Raw genomic sequence first — 18,198 nt, 5'->3', positions numbered from 1 at the left:
CTCCCAGCCCCACCCCCACGCCGGCCGACAGGATGCCGAACACGACGGCGAAGACCAGCAGTGATGTCGCGGTGGCCGCCGCGAACGCCCAGGCCGGGCTGTACCCGCGGCGGTCGCGCAGATGCCGCGTCCACACCCACACCATGAACGGCAGGGCGATCCCGGCCGTGGCCTTGACCGCGATCGCCACGGTGATCAGCGAAGTGCCGAGGACGTGGCGGCCGGCGAAGCTCAGCGCGATGCCGGCGGCCATCAGTCCCACCATCAGCATCTCGTTGTGCACCCCCCCCATCAGATGGATGAGCACGAGCGGGTTGAGAACACAGATCCACAAGGCCGTCGAGCCGTCGGCGCCCAGGTGGCGGGCCAATCGCGGGGTGGCCCAGATCAGCAGGGCCAGCCCCGGCAGCATGCACAGCCGCAGCAGTGCCGTTCCGGCCACCACGTTGTTCCCGACGAGCATCGTGACGAGTTTGGCCACCAGAATGAACGCCGGGCCATAGGGGGCGGTGGTGATCGTCCAGATGGGACTTACGTTGTCCAGCAGGTTATTCGGGTTGGCGACCGGTCCGACGGCGTAGGGATCCAGGCCATCGCGCAGCAGGGCACCCTGGGCCAGATACGAATAGGTGTCCCGGCTGAAGACGGGCACCGAAAGCAGCAGCGGCGCCAGCCAGAAGCCGGTGGTGACCTTCATCATGAACTCGGTCATTTCACCGGCCAGCACGCGCCGGCCCAGCCCCAGCCATGCGATCAGCATGAGGCCCACGCCCATCCACAACACCACCGACGACAACACCAGGCCGTGGCCAAAACGCAGCCACGACATGTGGATTGACTCCAGCAGCGGGTCGTGTTGCCGGGTGCTGCCCGCACCCAGGCCGCCCACGGTGATCAGGACCGAACCGAGCATCCCCAGCTTCGCCGGCCGGGACTGCGCGGCGGTGGTGAATGCGCGCAGCCGCGAAAGCCATCCGCCGCCAGGCGGTTCCGTTGCCGGCGTGTCGGACGGCGGGGTGTGCGTCGGCGTCGTCATCGGCTCAGGCGGACCGGTCGGTGGCCATTCTGGCCAGCTCGGACAATCCGGACTTGGCCGCCGCGTTGATGGGCGCGGCCGCCAGCGCGGCCAGCGCCCGTTGCGTCAGCTCGGCGATGCGTCGCTCGGCCGCGGCCAGGGCGCCCACCGACTCGATGACCTCCCGCAGCCGGTCCACCTCGGCGTCGGTCAGCTGCGCCCCGATCGAGTCGCGTAACAGGTTGGCCGCCAACGAATCCGACCTGTCCGCCAACTCCAGCGCCTCGGCCAGCAGCACGGTGCGCTTGCCCGACCGCAAGTCGTCACCCGACGGTTTGCCGGTTACCGCCGGGTCCCCGAACACGCCCAGCACGTCGTCACGCAGTTGGAACGCCACCCCGAGGTCCGTCCCGAACCGGCCGAAGACGTCCTGCACGTCGGGCCGATCGGCGGCCGCGGCCGCCCCCAACTGCAGCGGTCGCGACACGGTGTAACAGGCCGTCTTATACGTGTCGACGTTCATCGCCGACGCGATCGATTCGGCGGCGCTGGCCTCGGCGACGATGTCCAGGTACTGACCCCCCAGCACCTCGGTGCGGATCTCGGCCCACACGCGCTGGACGCGCCGCGCGGCCTCCGGTGACAGGTCAACGCGAAATACGATGTCGTCGGCCCAGGACAGCGCGAGGTCCCCGAGCAGGACGGCGGCCGACATGCCGAACCTTTCCGAAGAGCCCCGCCACCGCCGATTGCGGTGCAGTTCCGCGAACTGGACATGAGCGGTCGGCCGGCCGCGGCGGGTGGAGGAGTCGTCGATCACATCGTCATGGACCAGCGCGCAGGCGTGCAGCAGCTCCAGCGCGGAAAACAGCAGCAGCGCTTCGGAATCGGGTTCCCCGGTCGCTACGGCGCGCCAGCCCCAGTAGGCGAAGGCGGGCCGCAGCCGCTTGCCCCCGTTGAGCACGAAGGCTTCGAGCGCGGCGACGAGGTCTTCGTAGTCGCCGCCGATGTGGGCGGTGTCGACGCGCCGGTCGTGCAAATACTGCCGCAGTCGATCGGTGATGGCGCCGGTCAACCCGACGGTTGCCGCTGCTTCTGAAGCTTTCAGGCTCAGCGCGGCGCCCCTTTCTCCCTCGACGTGTCTGCGTGTGGCAGGCCCGACCAGTGTATTCGGCGCGGCATCGGGGATCGTTTCAACCTGGCGTGGGTGGGGGTCCGCGGTTGCTTCGACTGGCTCACTATTCCCCCGAAAGCGGGTGGTACCCCCACGCCTATGCTGGCTGGGGTGTCGGGGCCGCCCGCTGGTGTGCGGCCGGGGGATGCCCCAAATTCGTCGGGATGGAGAGAAGCCGCGTGACACTCAACACCATTGCGCTCGAGCTGGTGCCGCCCAACGCCGATGAAGGCCGGGATCGGGCACTCGAAGACGCGCGAAAGGTGGTGCAGTACTCGGCCGAATCCGGTCTGGACGGCCGGCTCCGGCACGTGATGATCCCGGGCATCATCGCCGAGGACGACGACCGTCCCATCACGATGAAACCCAAGCTGGATGTGCTGGACTTCTGGTCGATCGTCAAGCCCGAGCTGCCGGGAATCCACGGCCTGTGCACCCAGGTCACCGCCTTCTCCGACGAGCCGACGTTGCGGCGGCGGTTGACCGATCTGCGCGCGGCCGGGATGGAGGGCGTGGTCTTCGTCGGCGTCCCGCGCACCATGAACGACGGGGAGGGCTCCGGCGTCGCGCCCACCGATGCCCTGTCGATCTATCGCGAGCTGGTGCCCAACCGCGGCGTGATCCTGATTCCCACCCGCGAAGGGGAGCACGGCCGGTTCAACTTCAAGTGCGACCAGGGCGCGACCTACGGCATGACCCAGCTGTTGTACTCCGACGCGATCGTGGGATTCCTGCGCGATTTCGCCAAGAACACCGATCACCGGCCGGAGATCCTGCTGTCGTTCGGCTTCGTCCCGAAGATGGAGAGCCGGGTCGGCCTGATCAACTGGCTGATTCAGGACCCGGGCAACCGGGTGGTCGCCGACGAGCAGGAGTTCGTCAAGCGGTTGGCCGGCAGCGAACCGCCCCGGAAGCGCCAGCTCATGGTCGACCTGTACAAGCGCGTTATTGACGGGGTGGCCGAGCTGGGCTTCCCGCTGAGCATCCACCTCGAGGCGACCTACGGGGTGTCGGGGCCCGCCTTCCAGACGTTCGCGGAGATGCTGGCGTACTGGACACCGGCCCAGCGGGTCTAGCTCGGCGGCTGGTCGCGCGGCGCCGTGACCCGCGGCGAACGGTCGCGGTTCATCCAGGCCAGCAGCGCGACCACGCCGGCCGCCGCGAAAGACGCGATGCCCAGCCACACGCCCGCCCCGGTCAGGGACCGCGTGTTCGGGTCGGTGTAACGGGCCTGGGCGGTCATGGTGCTCACCACGCCCGGTTTGAGCTTCCAGGAGACCACCGTGGATTCGACCCGGTCGCCGTTGGTGGAGGTGACCACGCCCGGGAAGGCGACGGTCAGTTCGACGTCGGCTTCGGGATCGGTCAGGGAGGTCAGGTCCGCGCGGCCCTCGAGGATCACCAGGTTGCCGTTCCGGCGCAGCGTGAGGTTCACGCCCTGCGCGTCGGAATTCATGTTGGCCAGCTGCGGCAACTCGGCGAAGGTCAGGTCGGAGAACACCGCTTGCGACCCCACGTAACCGTCGCTGTCGTAGTTCGACACCGCCACCTTCTGGCTGAACGGCAGGTTGTTGCTGTCGAGCTGGGGCCCGGTGTCCTTGGGCGTCTTGGGTTTCGCGGCGGCGACGATCTCGCCGGACACCAGGTCATCGGGTGAGATGGTGAGCGACGCCCTGACCCGCAGGCACCCCGTGGCCAGCGGAACCAGCATGAGCAGCATCGCGATGGCCACTAAGCGGCGCCGCCGAGCGGTGAATCCACGGGTTCGGGGCGGGGCATGGCTGGCGCGCACCAGGTCATCGTGCCAGATCCGGCGTGTCGCTTTCGCGCGTTCGGCCGGGCGCGCCCTCGAGCCGGCTGTCACAGCGGCAGCTTGCGGCCCAGGATCGCGAATGCCCGTGGGTCCCCTGCGAAGTGGTAGCCGCGGATGACGTCGGTGAAGCCCAGCCGTCGGTACAACCGCCAGGCCCGGTTCGGCTCACCGTTGGTCTCCGGCGTGGACAGCAGGACATTCTCTTCGGCCCGGCCGGCCAGGAGCCGCCGGGCCATCGCCTCGCCGAGGCCGCGACCCTGCGCGCGGGGATGGATGTGCAGCTCGGTCAGCTCGAAGTAGCTGTTCATCAGGCCGGCGATCTGCTGGGGCGGCAGACCACCGCGTTGCAGGCCGAGGACGACTTGCTGCTGCCACCACTGCCCGGGCGCCCCGGGGTAGCCGTACGCCACGCCGAGCAACGGCGCATTGCTCAGTTCGGCCGCCGGGGGGGTCGGGGCGTCCGCGTCGTCGCCCAGCTCGGCATCCACCACGCCCACCCCTTGCCACCCGCGCCGGCGGATGTGCTCGAGCCACATGGCCGCGCGCTGGTTTTCCGTGCCGCGCGGGTACCGCATCGCGTCGACGTACACCTTCAGCGCCTCACCGAGGCGGCGCTCCATATCGGTGGGCGGCAGATCGATGAGGAATATCGCCAAGTTGCGGTGTCCTCCTCATCCTGTGCTCCGGCGCTTCGCCTTCGCGTGGCCGCGCGGCCCGGGCCGTCATCGCCATTATCGGACCAGGGGGAGGTTGTTCGGCGAGCGGCCGTGGCAACGAACCCACGAACGTCCCGGGGTGGGGAAGCCGGTTGTAGCGCACGGCCGTTCCGGTTCCTATGGGTGGCAACCACCGGCCAGGATAGAATCGCCACCGAACCAGTGGTAAGGCGCACATTGACCTCGTATCATTTCAATTAGTTGCCCCCACAACGGGCATACGCGTGCTATCGATGGTTACGCGTCAACTGTCGGCAAGGAGGGACGAATGCCACTCTCCGATCATGAGCAGCGGATGCTCGATCAGATCGAGAGCGCTCTCTACGCCGAAGACCCCAAATTCGCGTCGAGCGTCCGCGGCGGAGGATTCCGTGCACCCACCGCGCGCCGCCGCCTCCAGGGCGCGGCGTTGTTCGTCATCGGCCTGGCGATGCTGGTTTCGGGCGTGGCGTTCAAGGCCACCATGATCGGAAACTTCCCGATTCTCAGTGTCTTCGGGTTCATCGTGATGTTCGGCGGCGTGGTATTCGCCATCACCGGCCCGCGGTTGTCCGGCCGGCCCGACCACCCCGGATCGGCGCCCGGGTCGCTCCGCCAACGGCGTAACAAGGGCGGTGGTGGCTCGTTCACCAGTCGGATGGAAGACCGGTTCCGCCGCCGCTTCGACGACTAGCGGCGGCGCCGACGCATAAGGGGTAGCCATCGGCTGCCCCTTTTCTTCTGCCCATTTCTGCTGCCCCGCACCGGCCGCGGCGCCATGGTCACAGACGCCCCCGGGCTGACCGGTGATCGGCGGGCCGTCGATGCCGTTTTGACGCCGGATCGAGCCCTAACCGAGCTTCGGCGCAGGACGTGAGCCCCACCGGCCCCCACACAATCCCCCCACTGCGCCCCACCCGAGCTTCGCAGCGCTCTGACGTGCGAGTTTATCCATCCTGGCGCGGCGCCGGGAATGACGCGCGCGGCCGGTACGCGACAGCATGGGCGGCGGGGGGTGGCAGATAACCCGGAAAACTGCGCCGCGACACTCCATCAATGGGGCGAAGTGGGGGATTGTGGGGTATGGTGGCTGAAGTGTTTGGGTGACCCCGAGGGGGAGGTGAGCTGGTGTTTCTCGGCACCTACACGCCCAAACTCGACGACAAGGGGCGGCTGACGTTGCCCGCCAAATTCCGTGACGCGCTGGCAGGGGGGTTGATGGTCACCAAGAGCCAAGACCACAGCCTCGCCGTCTACCCGCGGGGGGAATTCGAGCAGCTCGCACGCCGGGCGAGCAAGGCCTCGCGGAGCAACCCCGACGCCCGGGCCTTCCTGCGCAACCTCGCCGCCGGCACCGACGAGCAGCATCCCGACGCGCAGGGGCGTATCACGCTATCGGCCGACCACCGTCGCTACGCGAACCTCTCCAAGGATTGCGTGGTGATCGGAGCGGTCGATTACCTCGAGATCTGGGACGCGCAAGCCTGGCAGGACTACCAGCAGACCCACGAAGAGAACTTCTCCGCGGCCAGCGATGAAGCACTCGGCGACATCATCTGAGGCGCATGCCCGTGCAACGTGGCCTCTGCCCGAACCGACCCTGGCGTACTTCCCCAACGCCAGGTTCGTGCCTTCGGACAGGGACCTCGATGCAGGGGCATCTCGCCCGACCCGGGGAGGTGTTGCGGTGGTTGAGGATTCACCGGGCTTCGGGCATGTGCCCGTCCTGCTGCATCGCTGCGTCGAGCTGCTCACTCCCGCGCTGACCCGTCACGACGCCGACGGTTCGGGCGCCGTCCTTCTCGATGCCACCCTCGGCGCGGGCGGGCACGCCGAACGATTCCTCACCGACCTGCCGGGGCTGCGGCTGATCGGGCTCGACCGCGACCCCAGCGCGCTGGACATCGCCCGCGACCGGCTGGCGCGATTCGCCGACCGCGTCACGCTGGTGCACACCCGCTACGACGGCCTCGCGGCGGCGCTGACCGAATCCGGTTACCCCACAGCCGGATCTGTCGACGGGATGCTGTTCGACCTGGGCGTGTCATCCATGCAACTCGACCGGGTCGAGCGCGGCTTCGCCTACGCCCAGGACGCGCCGCTGGACATGCGGATGGATCCGGAGTCGCCGTTGACGGCGGCCGAAATCGTCAACACCTACGACGAAGCCGCGCTGGCGGACATCCTGCACCGCTACGGCGAGGAGCGATTCGGGCGCCGGATCGCGGCACAGATCGTGCGCCGGCGCGCCCGCGCCCCGTTCACTTCGACCGCGGAGTTGGTAGCCCTGCTCTATCAAGCGATCCCGGCCCCGGCCCGGCGCACCGGTGGACATCCGGCCAAACGGACCTTCCAGGCCTTGCGGATCGCCGTCAACGACGAACTGAACTCGTTGCGCAGCGCGATTCCGGCCGGTTTGGACGCGCTCAACGTCGGCGGGCGCATGGTGGTGCTGGCCTACCAATCGCTGGAAGACCGGATCGTCAAAAGGGTGTTCGCCGACGCGGTCGCCTCCCGCACGCCGGTGGATCTGCCGGTCGAGCTTCCCGGCCACGAGCCGCGATTCCAGTCGCTGACGCATGGCGCCGAACGTGCGGACGCCGACGAGGTCGAACGCAATCCGCGCAGCGCCGCCGTGCGGCTGCGAGCCGTGCAACGAGTCAAGCAGTCAACCGGAAAGGGCGACGCATGAAAGCAAAGCGCGAGACGCCGAATCGCCGTGGCGGACAAGATAGTTCCGCCCGGCGGAGCCGGCGTTCGGCGGCCGATCCCGGTCCGGCGCGCCGCCCCCGGCCTGGGCGCACCTCCGCGCCCACCCGTGAGAGCCGCGCGCCCAAGTCCGGACCGCATACCAGCCCCATCGCCCGGCCGGTCGAGCGGCCGGCGCGGCCCAAGAGCACGAGCCAGGCCAAGGCCCGAGCCAAGGCACGGAAAGCCAAAGCGCCCAGGGTCGTTCGTCCTCGGCTGAGCGAACGTTTGGCGGCCCGGCTGGCCGCGATCGACCTGCGGCCCCGGACCCTGGCGAGCAAGGTTCCGTTCGTCGTTCTGGTCATCGGCGCACTCGGCCTGGGGTTGGGCCTCACGCTGTGGTTGTCCACGGACTCCGCCGAGCGCTCCTATAAGTTGAGTCACGCCCGGGAGAAGACCCGGCTGTTGCAACAGCAGAAGGAGGCGCTGGAACGCGATGTGCGCGAGGCGGAATCCGCCCCGGCACTGGCGGAGGCGGCCCGCAAACAGGGCATGATCCCGACGCGAGACACCGCGCATCTGGTCCAGGACCCGTCCGGCAACTGGGTGGTGGTTGGCACGCCCAAGCCGGCTGACGGGGTGCCGCCGCCGCCGTTGAACAGCAAGCTCCCCGACCAAGGCCCGCCCCAGCCCCCGCCGCCGCCGGCGCCCGCCGCGGAGGTCCCGATCCGGCTCAAGCCCGACCCCGTGGCGCCCGCGCCGGCGAGGTCCGGGCCCGAGGCGCTGCTGCGCGCACCGGACGGGGCGTCGACGCTGGGCGGCCAGCACCTGGCACAGGCCGGGCCTCAACAGTCGGCTGCGCCAGGTGTGCCGGTTGCGCCGGGAGTGCCGGTTGCACCGGTCACCGGGCAGGCCCCGGTGCTGCCGGTGCCGGGTGTGCCGGTGCCGGGGCTGCCCGCGCCGGCGGGACCCGCGCTCGCTCCGGCGCCCGCCGAGGTGTCGATCCCGTTGGGCGGCTTGCCCGTTCCACCGCCCGGGCAGCTGCCCGCGCCGCTACCCGCGGAGGTGCCGGTTCCGGTGCAGCGGGGGCCGGCCCCGGTTGCGCCCGTCGTCCCCGCCGCTCCGGTGCTCGCGCCGCAGCCCGCGGCGCCTGGCCCCATCGCGACGCCAGGTGCGCCCCGGTGAGCCGCGGCGACTCCTCGCGCAACCGCCGGTCGCAGCCGACGCGCGGTCCCCGTAAGACGCAGGAAGCCAAGGGGGTTCGCCAGCCCAAGCGGCGTGCGAAGCAGCAAGCCGAGGACGTCCGGGAGCCGAAGCGGTTCCGGAGGGCCAAGGACGCCAATAAGGCCCGACCGGCCGACCGGCCGGACGCCGTCGGCACCGGGCATTCGGCGCGGGAGCGGCGCACCCGGCTCGTGCAGGCGGGCACCCGCGGCGCGTCGTTCGTCTTCCGGCATCGAGCCGGGAACGCGGCCATCGGGGCCTTGATCGTGGTGGCGGCGGTCCAATTGTTCGTCCTGCAGGTGACCAACGCGCCGGCGCTGCGCGCCCAGGCCGCGGGCCAGCTCAAGGTCACCGACGTCGAAAAGGCGGTGCGCGGCAGCATCGTCGACCGCAACAAGGATCAGCTCGCATTCACCACCGAATCGCGCGCGCTGACGTTCCAGCCCAAGAGGATTCGCAAGCAACTGGAAGAAGCCAAGAACAAGAACTCGGTGGCCCCCGATCCGCAGCAGCGCCTGCGGGATATCGCCAAGGAGGTCTCCACCCGGCTGGGCAACAAGCCGGACTCCGCGACCTTGCTGAAGAAGCTGCAAAGCGACGAGAACTTTGTTTATCTGGCGCGCGCCGTCGATCCGGCCGTCGCCAGCGCGATCTCCGACAAGTACCCCGAGGTCGGTTCGGAGCGGCAGGATTTGCGCCAGTATCCGGGCGGGTCGTTGGCGGCCAACATCGTCGGCGGCATCGACTGGGACGGGCACGGGCTGCTGGGTCTGGAGGAGTCCCTGGACTCGGTGCTGTCCGGAACCGACGGCTCGGTCACCTATGACCGGGGATCCGACGGCGTCGTCATCCCCGGCAGTTACCGCAACCGGCACCGGGCGGTCAACGGTTCGATGGTGCAGTTGACCCTCGACGACGACATCCAGTTCTACGTGCAGCAGCAAGTCCAGCAGGCCAAGGATCTCTCTGGCGCGCACAATGTCTCGGCGGTCGTGCTGGACTCGAAGACCGGTGAGGTGTTGGCCATGGCCAACGACAACACCTTTGACCCTTCACAGGACATCGGGCGTCAGGGTGACAAGCAGCTGGGCAACCTGGCGGTGTCCTCGCCGTTCGAGCCGGGCTCGGTGAACAAGGTCATCACCGCGTCGTCGGTGATCGAGTACGGCCTGTCCAATCCCGACGAGGTGCTGCAGGTGCCCGGGTCGATTCAGATGGGCGGGGTGCCCATCCACGACGCGTGGGACCACGGCGTGATGCCCTACACGACCACCGGCGTGTTCGGAAAGTCCTCCAACGTCGGCACTTTGATGCTCGCACAGCGCGTCGGACCGGAACGCTTCTACGACATGGTGCGCAAATTCGGTCTCGGGCAACGCACCAACGTGGGCCTGCCCGGCGAGAGCGCCGGGCTGGTGCCACCGATCGACCAGTGGTCGGGCAGCACCTTTTCGAACCTGCCGATCGGGCAAGGCCTTTCGATGACGCTGTTGCAGATGGCCGGCATGTACCAGACGATCGCCAACGACGGGGTGCGGATACCGCCGCGGATCGTCAAGGCCACCATCGCGCCCGACGGCACCCGTACGGAAGAACCGCGTCCCGAAGGCGTGCGGGTGGTTTCGACGCAGACGGCCCAGACCGTCCGCAACATGCTGCGCGCCGTCGTGCAACGCGACCCGATGGGTTACCAGCAGGGCACCGGGCCCTCGGCCGCGGTGACGGGCTACCAGATGGCCGGCAAGACGGGTACCGCGCAGCAGATCAACCCGGCCTGCGGCTGCTACTACGACAACGTCTACTGGATCACCTTCGCCGGCATGGCCACCGTCGACAACCCGCGCTACGTCATCGGCATCATGATGGACAACCCGGATCGCAACGCGGACGGTACGCCAGGCCATTCGGCGGCCCCGCTGTTCCACAACATCGCCGGCTGGCTCATGCAGCGCGAGAACGTGCCGCTGTCACCCGACCCGGGTCCGCCGCTGACACTGCAGGCAACCTAGCAACATCTCCCCGCACGGCGGGAACGCCTCACGGCCGATGCGCCTAGGTAGGGTGTCATGGCCGATCATGAGGATCACGCGGGTCTGCAGGGAGGTGTGAACAAGTGGTGCCGATGCCCACGGGGCCGCGGCCCAGCGCCGGCGCTGGCACGCGCCTGCCCGCGCTGGCGGCCCAGGTCGGGGCGGTGCTCGCCGACCACGGTGCGGCGGTGCCCGACGTGGCCGTCACCGGCGTCACGCTGCGTGCCCAGGACGTGCGGCCGGGCGACCTGTTCGCCGCGCTGACCGGCTCGTCGACGCACGGGGCCCGCTTTGCGGCCGAGGCGATCGAGCATGGGGCCGTCGCGGTCCTCACCGACGCCGCCGGGGTCGCGGAGATGGGTGCGTCGGCATCGGCCGTCCCGACGCTCGTGCATCCGGCGCCCCGCAGCGTGCTCGGTGCCTTGGCCGCCACGGTGTACGGGCACCCGTCGGAGCGCACGACGGTGGTCGGGATCACCGGAACCTCCGGCAAGACCACCACGACGTATCTGGTCGAATCCGGGCTGCGCGCCGCCGGCCGGACGGCCGGGCTGATCGGCACCGTCGGGATCCGCATCGACGGCGCCGACGTTCCGAGCGCGCTGACCACCCCGGAGGCTCCCGCACTGCAGGCCATGTTCGCGGCGATGGCCGAGCGCGGGGTGGACACCGTCGTCATGGAGGTGTCCAGCCACGCGCTGGCGCTGGGCCGGGTGGACGGCACCGGGTTCGCGGTCGGCGCCTTCACCAACCTGTCCCGCGACCACCTCGACTTTCACCCCACAATGGCGGACTACTTCGAGGCCAAGGCGAAGCTGTTCGATCCGGCGTCGCCGCTGCGGGCCCGCCGGGTCGTGGTCTGCATCGACGACGACGCCGGGCGCGCGATGGCCGCCCGGGCCGGCGACGCCATCACCGTCAGCACCGGCGACCAGCCCGCGCACTGGCGCGCCATGGATGTGATCCCGCTGGGCGGCGGGGGACAGCAGTTCACCGCGATCGACCCCGCCGGTGTGCGCCATCGGGTCGGCATCCGGCTGCCCGGGCATTACAACATCGCCAATTGCCTTGTCGCGCTTGCGATTCTTGATGCGGTGGGCGTCTCACCGGAGCAGGCGGCGCCGGGGTTACTGGAGACCCGGGTGCCCGGCCGCATGGAAGACATCGACTGCGGCCAGGATTTCCTCGCGCTCGTCGACTACGCCCACAAGCCGGGCGCGCTGCGGGCGGTACTGACCACCCTGGCGCGTCCGGGGCGCCGGCTGGCGGTGGTGTTCGGCGCCGGCGGCGAGCGCGACCCGGGCAAGCGGGCGCCGATGGGCGCGACGGCGGCCGAGCTGGCCGACCTGGTCGTCGTCACCGACGACAACCCGCGCGGCGAGGACCCCGCCGCCATCCGCCGCGAGATCCTGGCCGGGGCGGCCGCCGGCGCCGGTGCGGCCGAGGTGGTCGAGATCGGCGACCGGCGGGCGGCGATCGAACACGCTGTGGCCTGGGCCGGGCCCGGCGACGTGGTCCTGGTGGCGGGCAAAGGCCACGAAACGGGCCAGCGCGCGGCGGGGGAGGTCCGCCCCTTCGACGACCGGGTCGAGCTGGAACGGGCGCTGAAGGCGCGGCGATGATCGACCTGACCGTCGCGCAGATCGCCGACATCGTGGGCGGCACGCTGGCCGACATCTCGCCGCAGGCCGCCGCCGGGCTGCGCGTCACGGGCACCGTCGAATTCGACTCGCGCGCCGTCGGTCCCGGCGGCCTGTTCCTCGCGCTGCCGGGGGCCCACGCCGACGGGCATGACTACGCCGGCGCGGCGGCGGCGGCCGGGGCGGTCGCCGTCCTGGCCGCCCGGCCGGTGGGGGTGCCCGCCATCGTCGTGCCTGCGGCACCGACGGCCGGCCGCGCCGACGGCGGCCTGGCCGGGGTGCTCGAACACGACACCGACGGCTCGGGCGCGGCGGTGCTGGCCGCCCTGGCCAAGCTGGCCAGAGCGGTGGCCACGGAGCTGGTGGCGGGCGGCCTGACGATCGTCGGAATCACCGGCTCGTCGGGGAAGACGTCGACCAAAGACCTGGTGGCCGCCGTGCTCGAGCCGCTGGGCGAGGTGGTGGCCCCGCCCGGGTCGTTCAACAACGAGCTGGGACACCCCTGGACGGTGTTGCGCGCGACGCGCAGCACCGACTACCTGGTGCTCGAGATGTCGGCCCGCCATCGCGGCAATATCGCCGCGCTGGCCGAGATCGCCCCGCCGACGATCGGGGTGGTCCTCAACGTCGGCACCGCCCACCTGGGCGAGTTCGGCTCCCGGGAAGCCATCGCGCGCACCAAATCCGAACTGCCCCAATCGGTTCCGTCTTCCGGAGTGGTCATCCTCAACGCCGACGACCCGATCGTGGCGGCGATGGCCGACGTCACCGAGGCGCAGGTGGTGTGGGTCAGCCGGTCCAGCCGCACCGATTCCGGTCCCAGCGACGTCTGGGCCGACGGAGTGTCGCTGGACGAACTGGCCAGGCCCCGCTTTACCCTGCACGCGATGGACAGCGCGGTCGAGGTGCGGCTGGGCGTGTACGGCGACCATCAGGTCGCCAACGCGTTGTGCGCCGCCGCCGTCGCGCTGCAATGCGGGGCCACCGTCGAGCAGGTCGCGGCCGCGCTGGCGCACGCCGGGCCGGTGTCGCGGCACCGGATGCACGTGACCACGCGCGCGGACGGGGTCACGGTGATCGACGACGCCTACAACGCCAACCCCGACTCGATGCGCGCCGGACTGCAGGCGCTGGCCTGGATCGCCCACGGCGCAGACGAAAAGCGCAGGAGCTGGGCGGTGCTGGGCGAAATGGCCGAGCTCGGCGAGGACGCGGTAGCCGAACACGATCGCATCGGCCGCCTGGCGGTGCGCTTAGATGTGTCTCGACTTGTCGTCGTGGGAAGTGGGAGGTCGATGAGCGCCATGCACCACGGAGCGGTCATGGAGGGCTCGTGGGGAGCTTCCGGTGATCGGGGGGCCGTCAACGTGGCCGATGCCGACGCCGCCCTCGCGTTGCTGCGGGCCGAGGTCCGGCCCGGCGACGTGATCCTGGTCAAGGCCTCGAACGCGGCCGGGCTGGGCGCGCTGGCCGACGCGCTGGCTCGTGACGATCGCGAGGGCGGCGAAGCCGGGCGAAGCGGGTCGTCACCATTGACCCGTGACGATCGCGAGGGCGGCGAAGCCGGGCGAAGCGGGTCGTCACGATTGAACGAGAGCGGGACGGGCGCGTGAGGCAGATCCTGATCGCGGTGGCCGTCGCGCTTGCTGTGTCAATCCTGTTGACGCCGGCGCTGATTCGGTTGTTCACCCGCCAGGGATTCGGCCATCACACCCGTGAGGACGGCCCGCCCAGCCATCACGCCAAGCGCGGCACGCCGTCGATGGGCGGGGTGGCGATACTGGCCGGCATCTGGGCGGGATACCTCGGGACGCACCTGGCCGGGCTGGCGTTCGACGGCGAGGGCGTTTCCGCGTCGGGTCTGCTGGTGCTGGGCCTGGCGACCGTGCTCGGAGGCGTCGGCTTCCTCGACGACCTGATCAAGGTCCGCAGGTCGCGCAATCTCGGGCTGAACAAGACGGCCAAGGCCGTCGGGCAGGTCGCCGCCGCGGTGCTGTTCGGGGTGTTGGTGTTGCGGTTCCGCAATGGCAGCGGGTTGACACCGGCCAGCTCGGACCTGTCCTACGTGCGTGAGATCGCCACGGTCACTTTGGCTCCGGGGCTGTTCGTGGTGTTCTGCGTGGTCGTCGTCAGCGCCTGGTCCAACGCGGTCAACTTCACCGACGGCCTGGACGGGCTCGCGGCCGGCTGCATGGCGATGGTCACCGCCGCCTACGTGTTGATCACCTTTTGGCAGTACCGCAACGCCTGCGTCACGGCGCCGGGCCTCGGCTGCTACAACGTGCGCGACCCGCTGGATCTGGCGCTCGTCGCGGCGGCCACGGCGGGCGCGTGCATCGGCTTTTTGTGGTGGAATGCCGCTCCGGCAAAGATTTTCATGGGAGACACCGGATCACTGGCGCTGGGCGGCATCATCGCGGGCCTGTCGGTGACCAGCCGCACCGAGATCCTCGCCGTGGTGCTGGGGTCGCTGTTCGTCGCCGAGGTCACTTCGGTGGTGCTGCAGATCCTGGCCTTCCGCACCACCGGGCGCCGGGTGTTCCGGATGGCGCCCTTCCACCACCATTTCGAGCTGGCCGGCTGGGCCGAAACCACGGTGATCATCCGCTTCTGGCTGCTCACGGCGATCACCTGCGGTCTGGGCGTGGCCCTTTTCTACGGTGAGTGGCTCGGCGCGATCGGTGCCTGACGTGCCCGGGCTCGAGCCCTTGGTGCCGGGCGCGCCCGTGCTGGTGGCCGGCGGCGGCGTCACCGGCAAGGCGGTGCTGGCGGCCCTGGCCCGGTTCGGTGCCGCGCCGACCCTGTGCGACGACGACCCGGCCACGCTGCGCCGCTACGCCGACGGCGGCGTGGCGACCGTGACCACGCCGGCGGCCGCGCAACGCGTCGCGGAGTACGCCCTAGTGGTCACCAGCCCGGGATTTCGGCCGGACACACCGCTGCTGGTCGCCGCCGCGGCGGCGGGCGTGCCGGTCTGGGGAGACGTGGAATTGGCCTGGCGGCTCGACGCGGCGGGCCAGTACGGGCCGCCGCGGCGCTGGCTGGTGGTGACCGGCACGAACGGCAAGACCACCACGACCTCGATGCTGCACGCCATGTTGACCGCCGCGGGCCGGAGCAGCCTGTTGTGCGGCAATATCGGCGATCCGGTCCTCGATGTCCTCGACGCGCCCGCCGACCTGCTGGCCGTCGAGCTGTCCAGCTTCCAGCTGCACTGGGCGCCCTCGGTGCGGCCCGAGGCGGGCGTCGTCCTCAACATCGCCGAAGACCACCTGGATTGGCACTCCACCATGGCCGAGTATTCGGCGGCCAAGGCGCGGGTGCTCAACGGCCGGGTAGCGGTGGTGGGGCTCGACGACGCCCGGGCGGCGGCGTTGCTAGACACCGCCGCGGCCCCGGTGCGCGTCGGCTTCCGGCTCGGCGAGCCGGCGGCGGGCGAACTGGGCGTGCGCGACGGCCAACTCATCGACCGCGCCTTCGCCGACGACCTAGCGCTGCTGCCCGTCGAATCGATCCCGGTGCCGGGGCCCGTCGGCATCCTGGACGCGCTCGCCGCGGCGGCGCTGGCGCGCAGCGTCGGTGTGCCGGCCGGGGCGATCGCCGACGCGATCGTGTCCTTCCGGGTGGGCCGGCACCGGGCCGAGGTGATCGCGGTCGCCGACGGGATCACCTACGTCGACGACTCGAAGGCCACCAACCCGCACGCCGCCGAGGCATCCGTGCTGGCCTACCCCAGCGTGGTGTGGGTAGCGGGCGGTTTGCTCAAGGGCGCATCGGTGGACGCCGAGGTCGCCAAAATGGCCCCCCGGCTGGTCGGCGCGGTGCTCATCGGCCGAGATCGCGAAGAGGTTGCGGAGGCGTTATCGCGACACGCGCCGGATGTCCCCGTCGTCCACGTTGTGACAGGCGAGGATGCTGATATGAATGCGACGGCTGTGGCCATTGGTGCAGATGTGACAGAAGTGAAACATTCGGGCGGGGATCTCGGCACTTCCGTCATGACCGCGGCGGTGGCCGCGGCCCGCGACCTGGCCAGGCCCGGCGACACGGTGTTGCTGGCGCCGGCCGGCGCGTCGTTCGACCAGTTCAGCGGGTATGCCGACCGTGGCGACGCCTTCGCCGCCGCCGTCCGCGCGGCCACCCGGTAGGCGGGCGTGGGTAATCCGCTGGCCCGGCTGAGACGTCGGGGCAAGGCAACCGAAGCGACCGCCGACACCGCCGCGGCCGAGCCGGCAGAGGCCGACGCCGACGAGGCGACCGGCCCCGTGAGCACCGGCACGTCGGAGGCCAAGCCGGCCGGGAAAACACAGGTCAAGGCCGAAGAGCGTAACCGGTTCGGCGCCTGGCTGAGCCGGCCCATGACCTCCTTCCACCTGATCATCGCGGTGGCCGGGCTGCTGACCACGCTGGGCCTGATCATGGTGCTGTCGGCGTCGGGGGTGCGGTCCTACGACGCCGACGGGTCGGCATGGGTGATCTTTGGCAAGCAGGTGCTGTGGACGGCGATCGGCCTGGTCGCCTGCTACGCCTCGCTGCGCATGTCGGTGCGGTTCATCCGCCGCGTCGCCTTCACCGGGTACGTCGTCACCGTCATCCTGCTGGTGCTCGTGCTGGTGCCGGGCATCGGAAACCTGGCCAACGGCTCGCGGAAGTGGTTCGTCATCGCCGGCTTCTCCATGCAGCCGTCCGAGCTGGCCAAGATCGCCTTCGCCATCTGGGGTGCGCATCTGCTGGCGGCCCGCCGGCTGGAGCGGGCCTCGCTGCGCGAGATGCTGATCCCGCTGGTCCCGGCCGCGGTCATCGCGCTGGCGCTGATCGTGGCCCAGCCCGACCTCGGGCAGACGGTGTCGCTGGGCATCATCCTGCTCGCGCTGCTGTGGTACGCCGGGCTGCCGCTGCGCGTCTTCGCCACGTCGCTGGTGGCGGTCTTCATGGCCGGCGCGATCCTGGCCATGTCAGCGGGTTACCGCTCGGACCGGGTGAAGTCCTGGATGAACCCCGAGAACGACCCGATGGACACCGGCTACCAGGCCCGCCAGGCGAAGTTCGCCCTGGCGCACGGCGGCATCTTCGGCGACGGCCTGGGGCAGGGCGTGGCCAAGTGGAACTACCTGCCCAACGCCCACAACGACTTCATCTTCGCGATCATCGGCGAGGAGCTGGGCTTCGTCGGCGCGTTCGGCCTACTGGTCCTGTTCGGGTTGTTCGCCTACACCGGGATGCGCATCGCCCGGCGCTCGGCCGACCCGTTCCTGCGGCTGCTGACCGCCACCACGACGATGTGGGTGCTGGGCCAGGCGTTCATCAACATCGGTTACGTGATCGGGATCCTGCCGGTGACCGGCATTCAGCTTCCGCTCATCTCTGCGGGCGGAACCTCCACGGCGGCAACGCTTTTCATGATCGGGATCATGGCCAATGCGGCCCGTCACGAGCCAGAGGCGGTGGCCGCGCTGCGCGCCGGCCGCGACGACAAGGTGAACCGGTTCCTGCGGCTGCCCCTGCCGCAGCCGTACGCGCCGACCCGGCTGGAGTCGTTCCGCGACCGCAAGCGCGGCGGCAAGCAACCGGCCAAGGGGGCCCCTTCGCGCAACGGCACCCGCAAGGCCGCCCAGGCGCCCGCCCGCAAGCGTTCCCGCAAGGCCGAGGAACCGCTGCGGCCGGCCTTCTCCCGCACAGCCGGCCGCCCGGCCCGCAGGGCGGTGCATCATGGATCTGGCCAGCGGAACGCCGGCCAGCGTCAAGCACGGCGCGCTCGCGCATTGGAAGGTCAGCGTTACGGGTGAACGACACGGTCAGCAAGCCGGCCGGGGGGGGGGGGGGGGGGGGGCCCCCCCCCCCCCCCCCCCGGGGGGGGGGGGGGGGGGGGGGGGGGGGGGGGGGGGGGCGCGCGGGGGGGGGGCACCCTCGGCGGGTGGG

At 70.4% G+C, this 18,198-nt stretch carries 15 protein-coding genes; 11 read left to right on the top strand and 4 right to left on the bottom strand.

Features of this window, described 5'->3' with window-relative positions; translation table 11 throughout:
* Together mptB and idsA2 are read right to left on the bottom strand one after the other, a co-directional pair.
* The coding region (gene mptB / locus A5773_RS06565; RefSeq protein WP_197507856.1) for a polyprenol phosphomannose-dependent alpha 1,6 mannosyltransferase MptB at nt 1-1,036 on the bottom strand (1,036 nt) is incomplete at its 3' end.
* Nucleotides 1,037-1,040: 4 nt separating this feature from the next.
* Nucleotides 1,041-2,090 (bottom strand): bifunctional (2E,6E)-farnesyl/geranyl diphosphate synthase, encoded by a 1,050-nt coding sequence (gene idsA2 / locus A5773_RS06560; RefSeq protein ID WP_066947019.1) that lies wholly within the window; start codon nt 2,088-2,090, stop codon nt 1,041-1,043.
* Between the two features lie 278 nt (nt 2,091-2,368).
* On the opposite strand from idsA2, the gene A5773_RS06555 reads away from it, so the two are divergent.
* A complete protein-coding gene (locus A5773_RS06555; RefSeq protein WP_066947022.1) occupies nt 2,369-3,265 on the top strand; it encodes a mycobacterial-type methylenetetrahydrofolate reductase in 897 nt (298 codons plus the stop codon).
* Here A5773_RS06555 and A5773_RS06550 read toward each other — a convergent pair.
* The gene (locus tag A5773_RS06550) at nt 3,262-3,909 is read right to left on the bottom strand and encodes a DUF3153 domain-containing protein (RefSeq protein WP_066947041.1); all 648 of its coding nucleotides are present in this window, start codon (nt 3,907-3,909) and stop codon (nt 3,262-3,264) included. The two genes, A5773_RS06555 and A5773_RS06550, sit on opposite strands and share 4 nt — an antisense overlap.
* Nucleotides 3,910-4,049: 140 nt before the next feature.
* A complete protein-coding gene (locus A5773_RS06545; protein WP_066947025.1) occupies nt 4,050-4,658 on the bottom strand; it encodes an N-acetyltransferase in 609 nt (202 codons plus the stop codon).
* Nucleotides 4,659-4,986: 328 nt separating this feature from the next.
* On the opposite strand from A5773_RS06545, the gene A5773_RS06540 reads away from it, so the two are divergent.
* The 10 genes from A5773_RS06540 to ftsW all read left to right on the top strand — a co-directional run bounded on the left by A5773_RS06540 (nt 4,987) and on the right by ftsW (nt 18,065).
* Complete coding sequence (locus A5773_RS06540) at nt 4,987-5,391, top strand: DUF3040 domain-containing protein (protein ID WP_066947030.1); 405 nt, start codon at nt 4,987-4,989, stop codon at nt 5,389-5,391.
* A 434-nt stretch (nt 5,392-5,825) separates the two neighbouring features.
* Complete coding sequence (gene mraZ / locus A5773_RS06535; protein ID WP_007170790.1) at nt 5,826-6,257, top strand: division/cell wall cluster transcriptional repressor MraZ; 432 nt, start codon at nt 5,826-5,828, stop codon at nt 6,255-6,257.
* The gene (rsmH, locus tag A5773_RS06530) at nt 6,232-7,389 is read left to right on the top strand and encodes a 16S rRNA (cytosine(1402)-N(4))-methyltransferase RsmH (RefSeq protein ID WP_156659529.1); all 1,158 of its coding nucleotides are present in this window, start codon (nt 6,232-6,234) and stop codon (nt 7,387-7,389) included. Before mraZ ends, rsmH begins: the two co-directional genes overlap by 26 nt.
* Nucleotides 7,386-8,570, top strand: coding sequence for a hypothetical protein (locus tag A5773_RS06525; protein ID WP_067790191.1), 1,185 nt, complete (start codon nt 7,386-7,388; stop codon nt 8,568-8,570). The genes rsmH and A5773_RS06525 overlap by 4 nt, the downstream gene beginning before the upstream one ends.
* Nucleotides 8,567-10,618, top strand: a complete 2,052-nt coding sequence (locus A5773_RS06520) for a penicillin-binding protein 2 (protein ID WP_067261370.1) — start codon at nt 8,567-8,569, stop codon at nt 10,616-10,618. Before A5773_RS06525 ends, A5773_RS06520 begins: the two co-directional genes overlap by 4 nt.
* Before the next feature lie 113 nt (nt 10,619-10,731).
* On the top strand, nt 10,732-12,261 hold the full coding sequence (locus A5773_RS06515; RefSeq protein WP_067261376.1) for a UDP-N-acetylmuramoyl-L-alanyl-D-glutamate--2,6-diaminopimelate ligase: 1,530 nt from the start codon (nt 10,732-10,734) through the stop codon (nt 12,259-12,261).
* Nucleotides 12,258-13,892: a UDP-N-acetylmuramoyl-tripeptide--D-alanyl-D-alanine ligase gene (gene murF / locus A5773_RS06510; RefSeq protein WP_067261372.1), complete on the top strand. Its 1,635-nt coding sequence runs from the start codon at nt 12,258-12,260 to the stop codon at nt 13,890-13,892. Before A5773_RS06515 ends, murF begins: the two co-directional genes overlap by 4 nt.
* The gene (gene mraY, locus A5773_RS06505; protein ID WP_067261374.1) at nt 13,889-14,968 is read left to right on the top strand and encodes a phospho-N-acetylmuramoyl-pentapeptide-transferase; all 1,080 of its coding nucleotides are present in this window, start codon (nt 13,889-13,891) and stop codon (nt 14,966-14,968) included. The genes murF and mraY overlap by 4 nt, the downstream gene beginning before the upstream one ends.
* Before the next feature lies 1 nt (nt 14,969).
* Complete coding sequence (murD, locus tag A5773_RS06500; protein WP_156659527.1) at nt 14,970-16,427, top strand: UDP-N-acetylmuramoyl-L-alanine--D-glutamate ligase; 1,458 nt, start codon at nt 14,970-14,972, stop codon at nt 16,425-16,427.
* A 6-nt stretch (nt 16,428-16,433) separates the two neighbouring features.
* Nucleotides 16,434-18,065 carry a putative lipid II flippase FtsW gene (gene ftsW / locus A5773_RS06495; RefSeq protein ID WP_067790189.1) on the top strand — a complete coding sequence of 544 codons (1,632 nt, stop codon included), beginning with the start codon at nt 16,434-16,436 and terminating at the stop codon, nt 18,063-18,065.
* The last annotated feature ends 133 nt before the right edge of the window (nt 18,066-18,198 follow it).

The sequence above is a fragment of the Mycobacterium sp. 852014-52450_SCH5900713 genome (assembly GCF_001667075.1).
Taxonomy (GTDB): domain Bacteria; phylum Actinomycetota; class Actinomycetes; order Mycobacteriales; family Mycobacteriaceae; genus Mycobacterium.
Note: the sequence above shows the minus strand (reverse complement) of the source record. Positions and strands in the feature narration are given on the sequence as shown.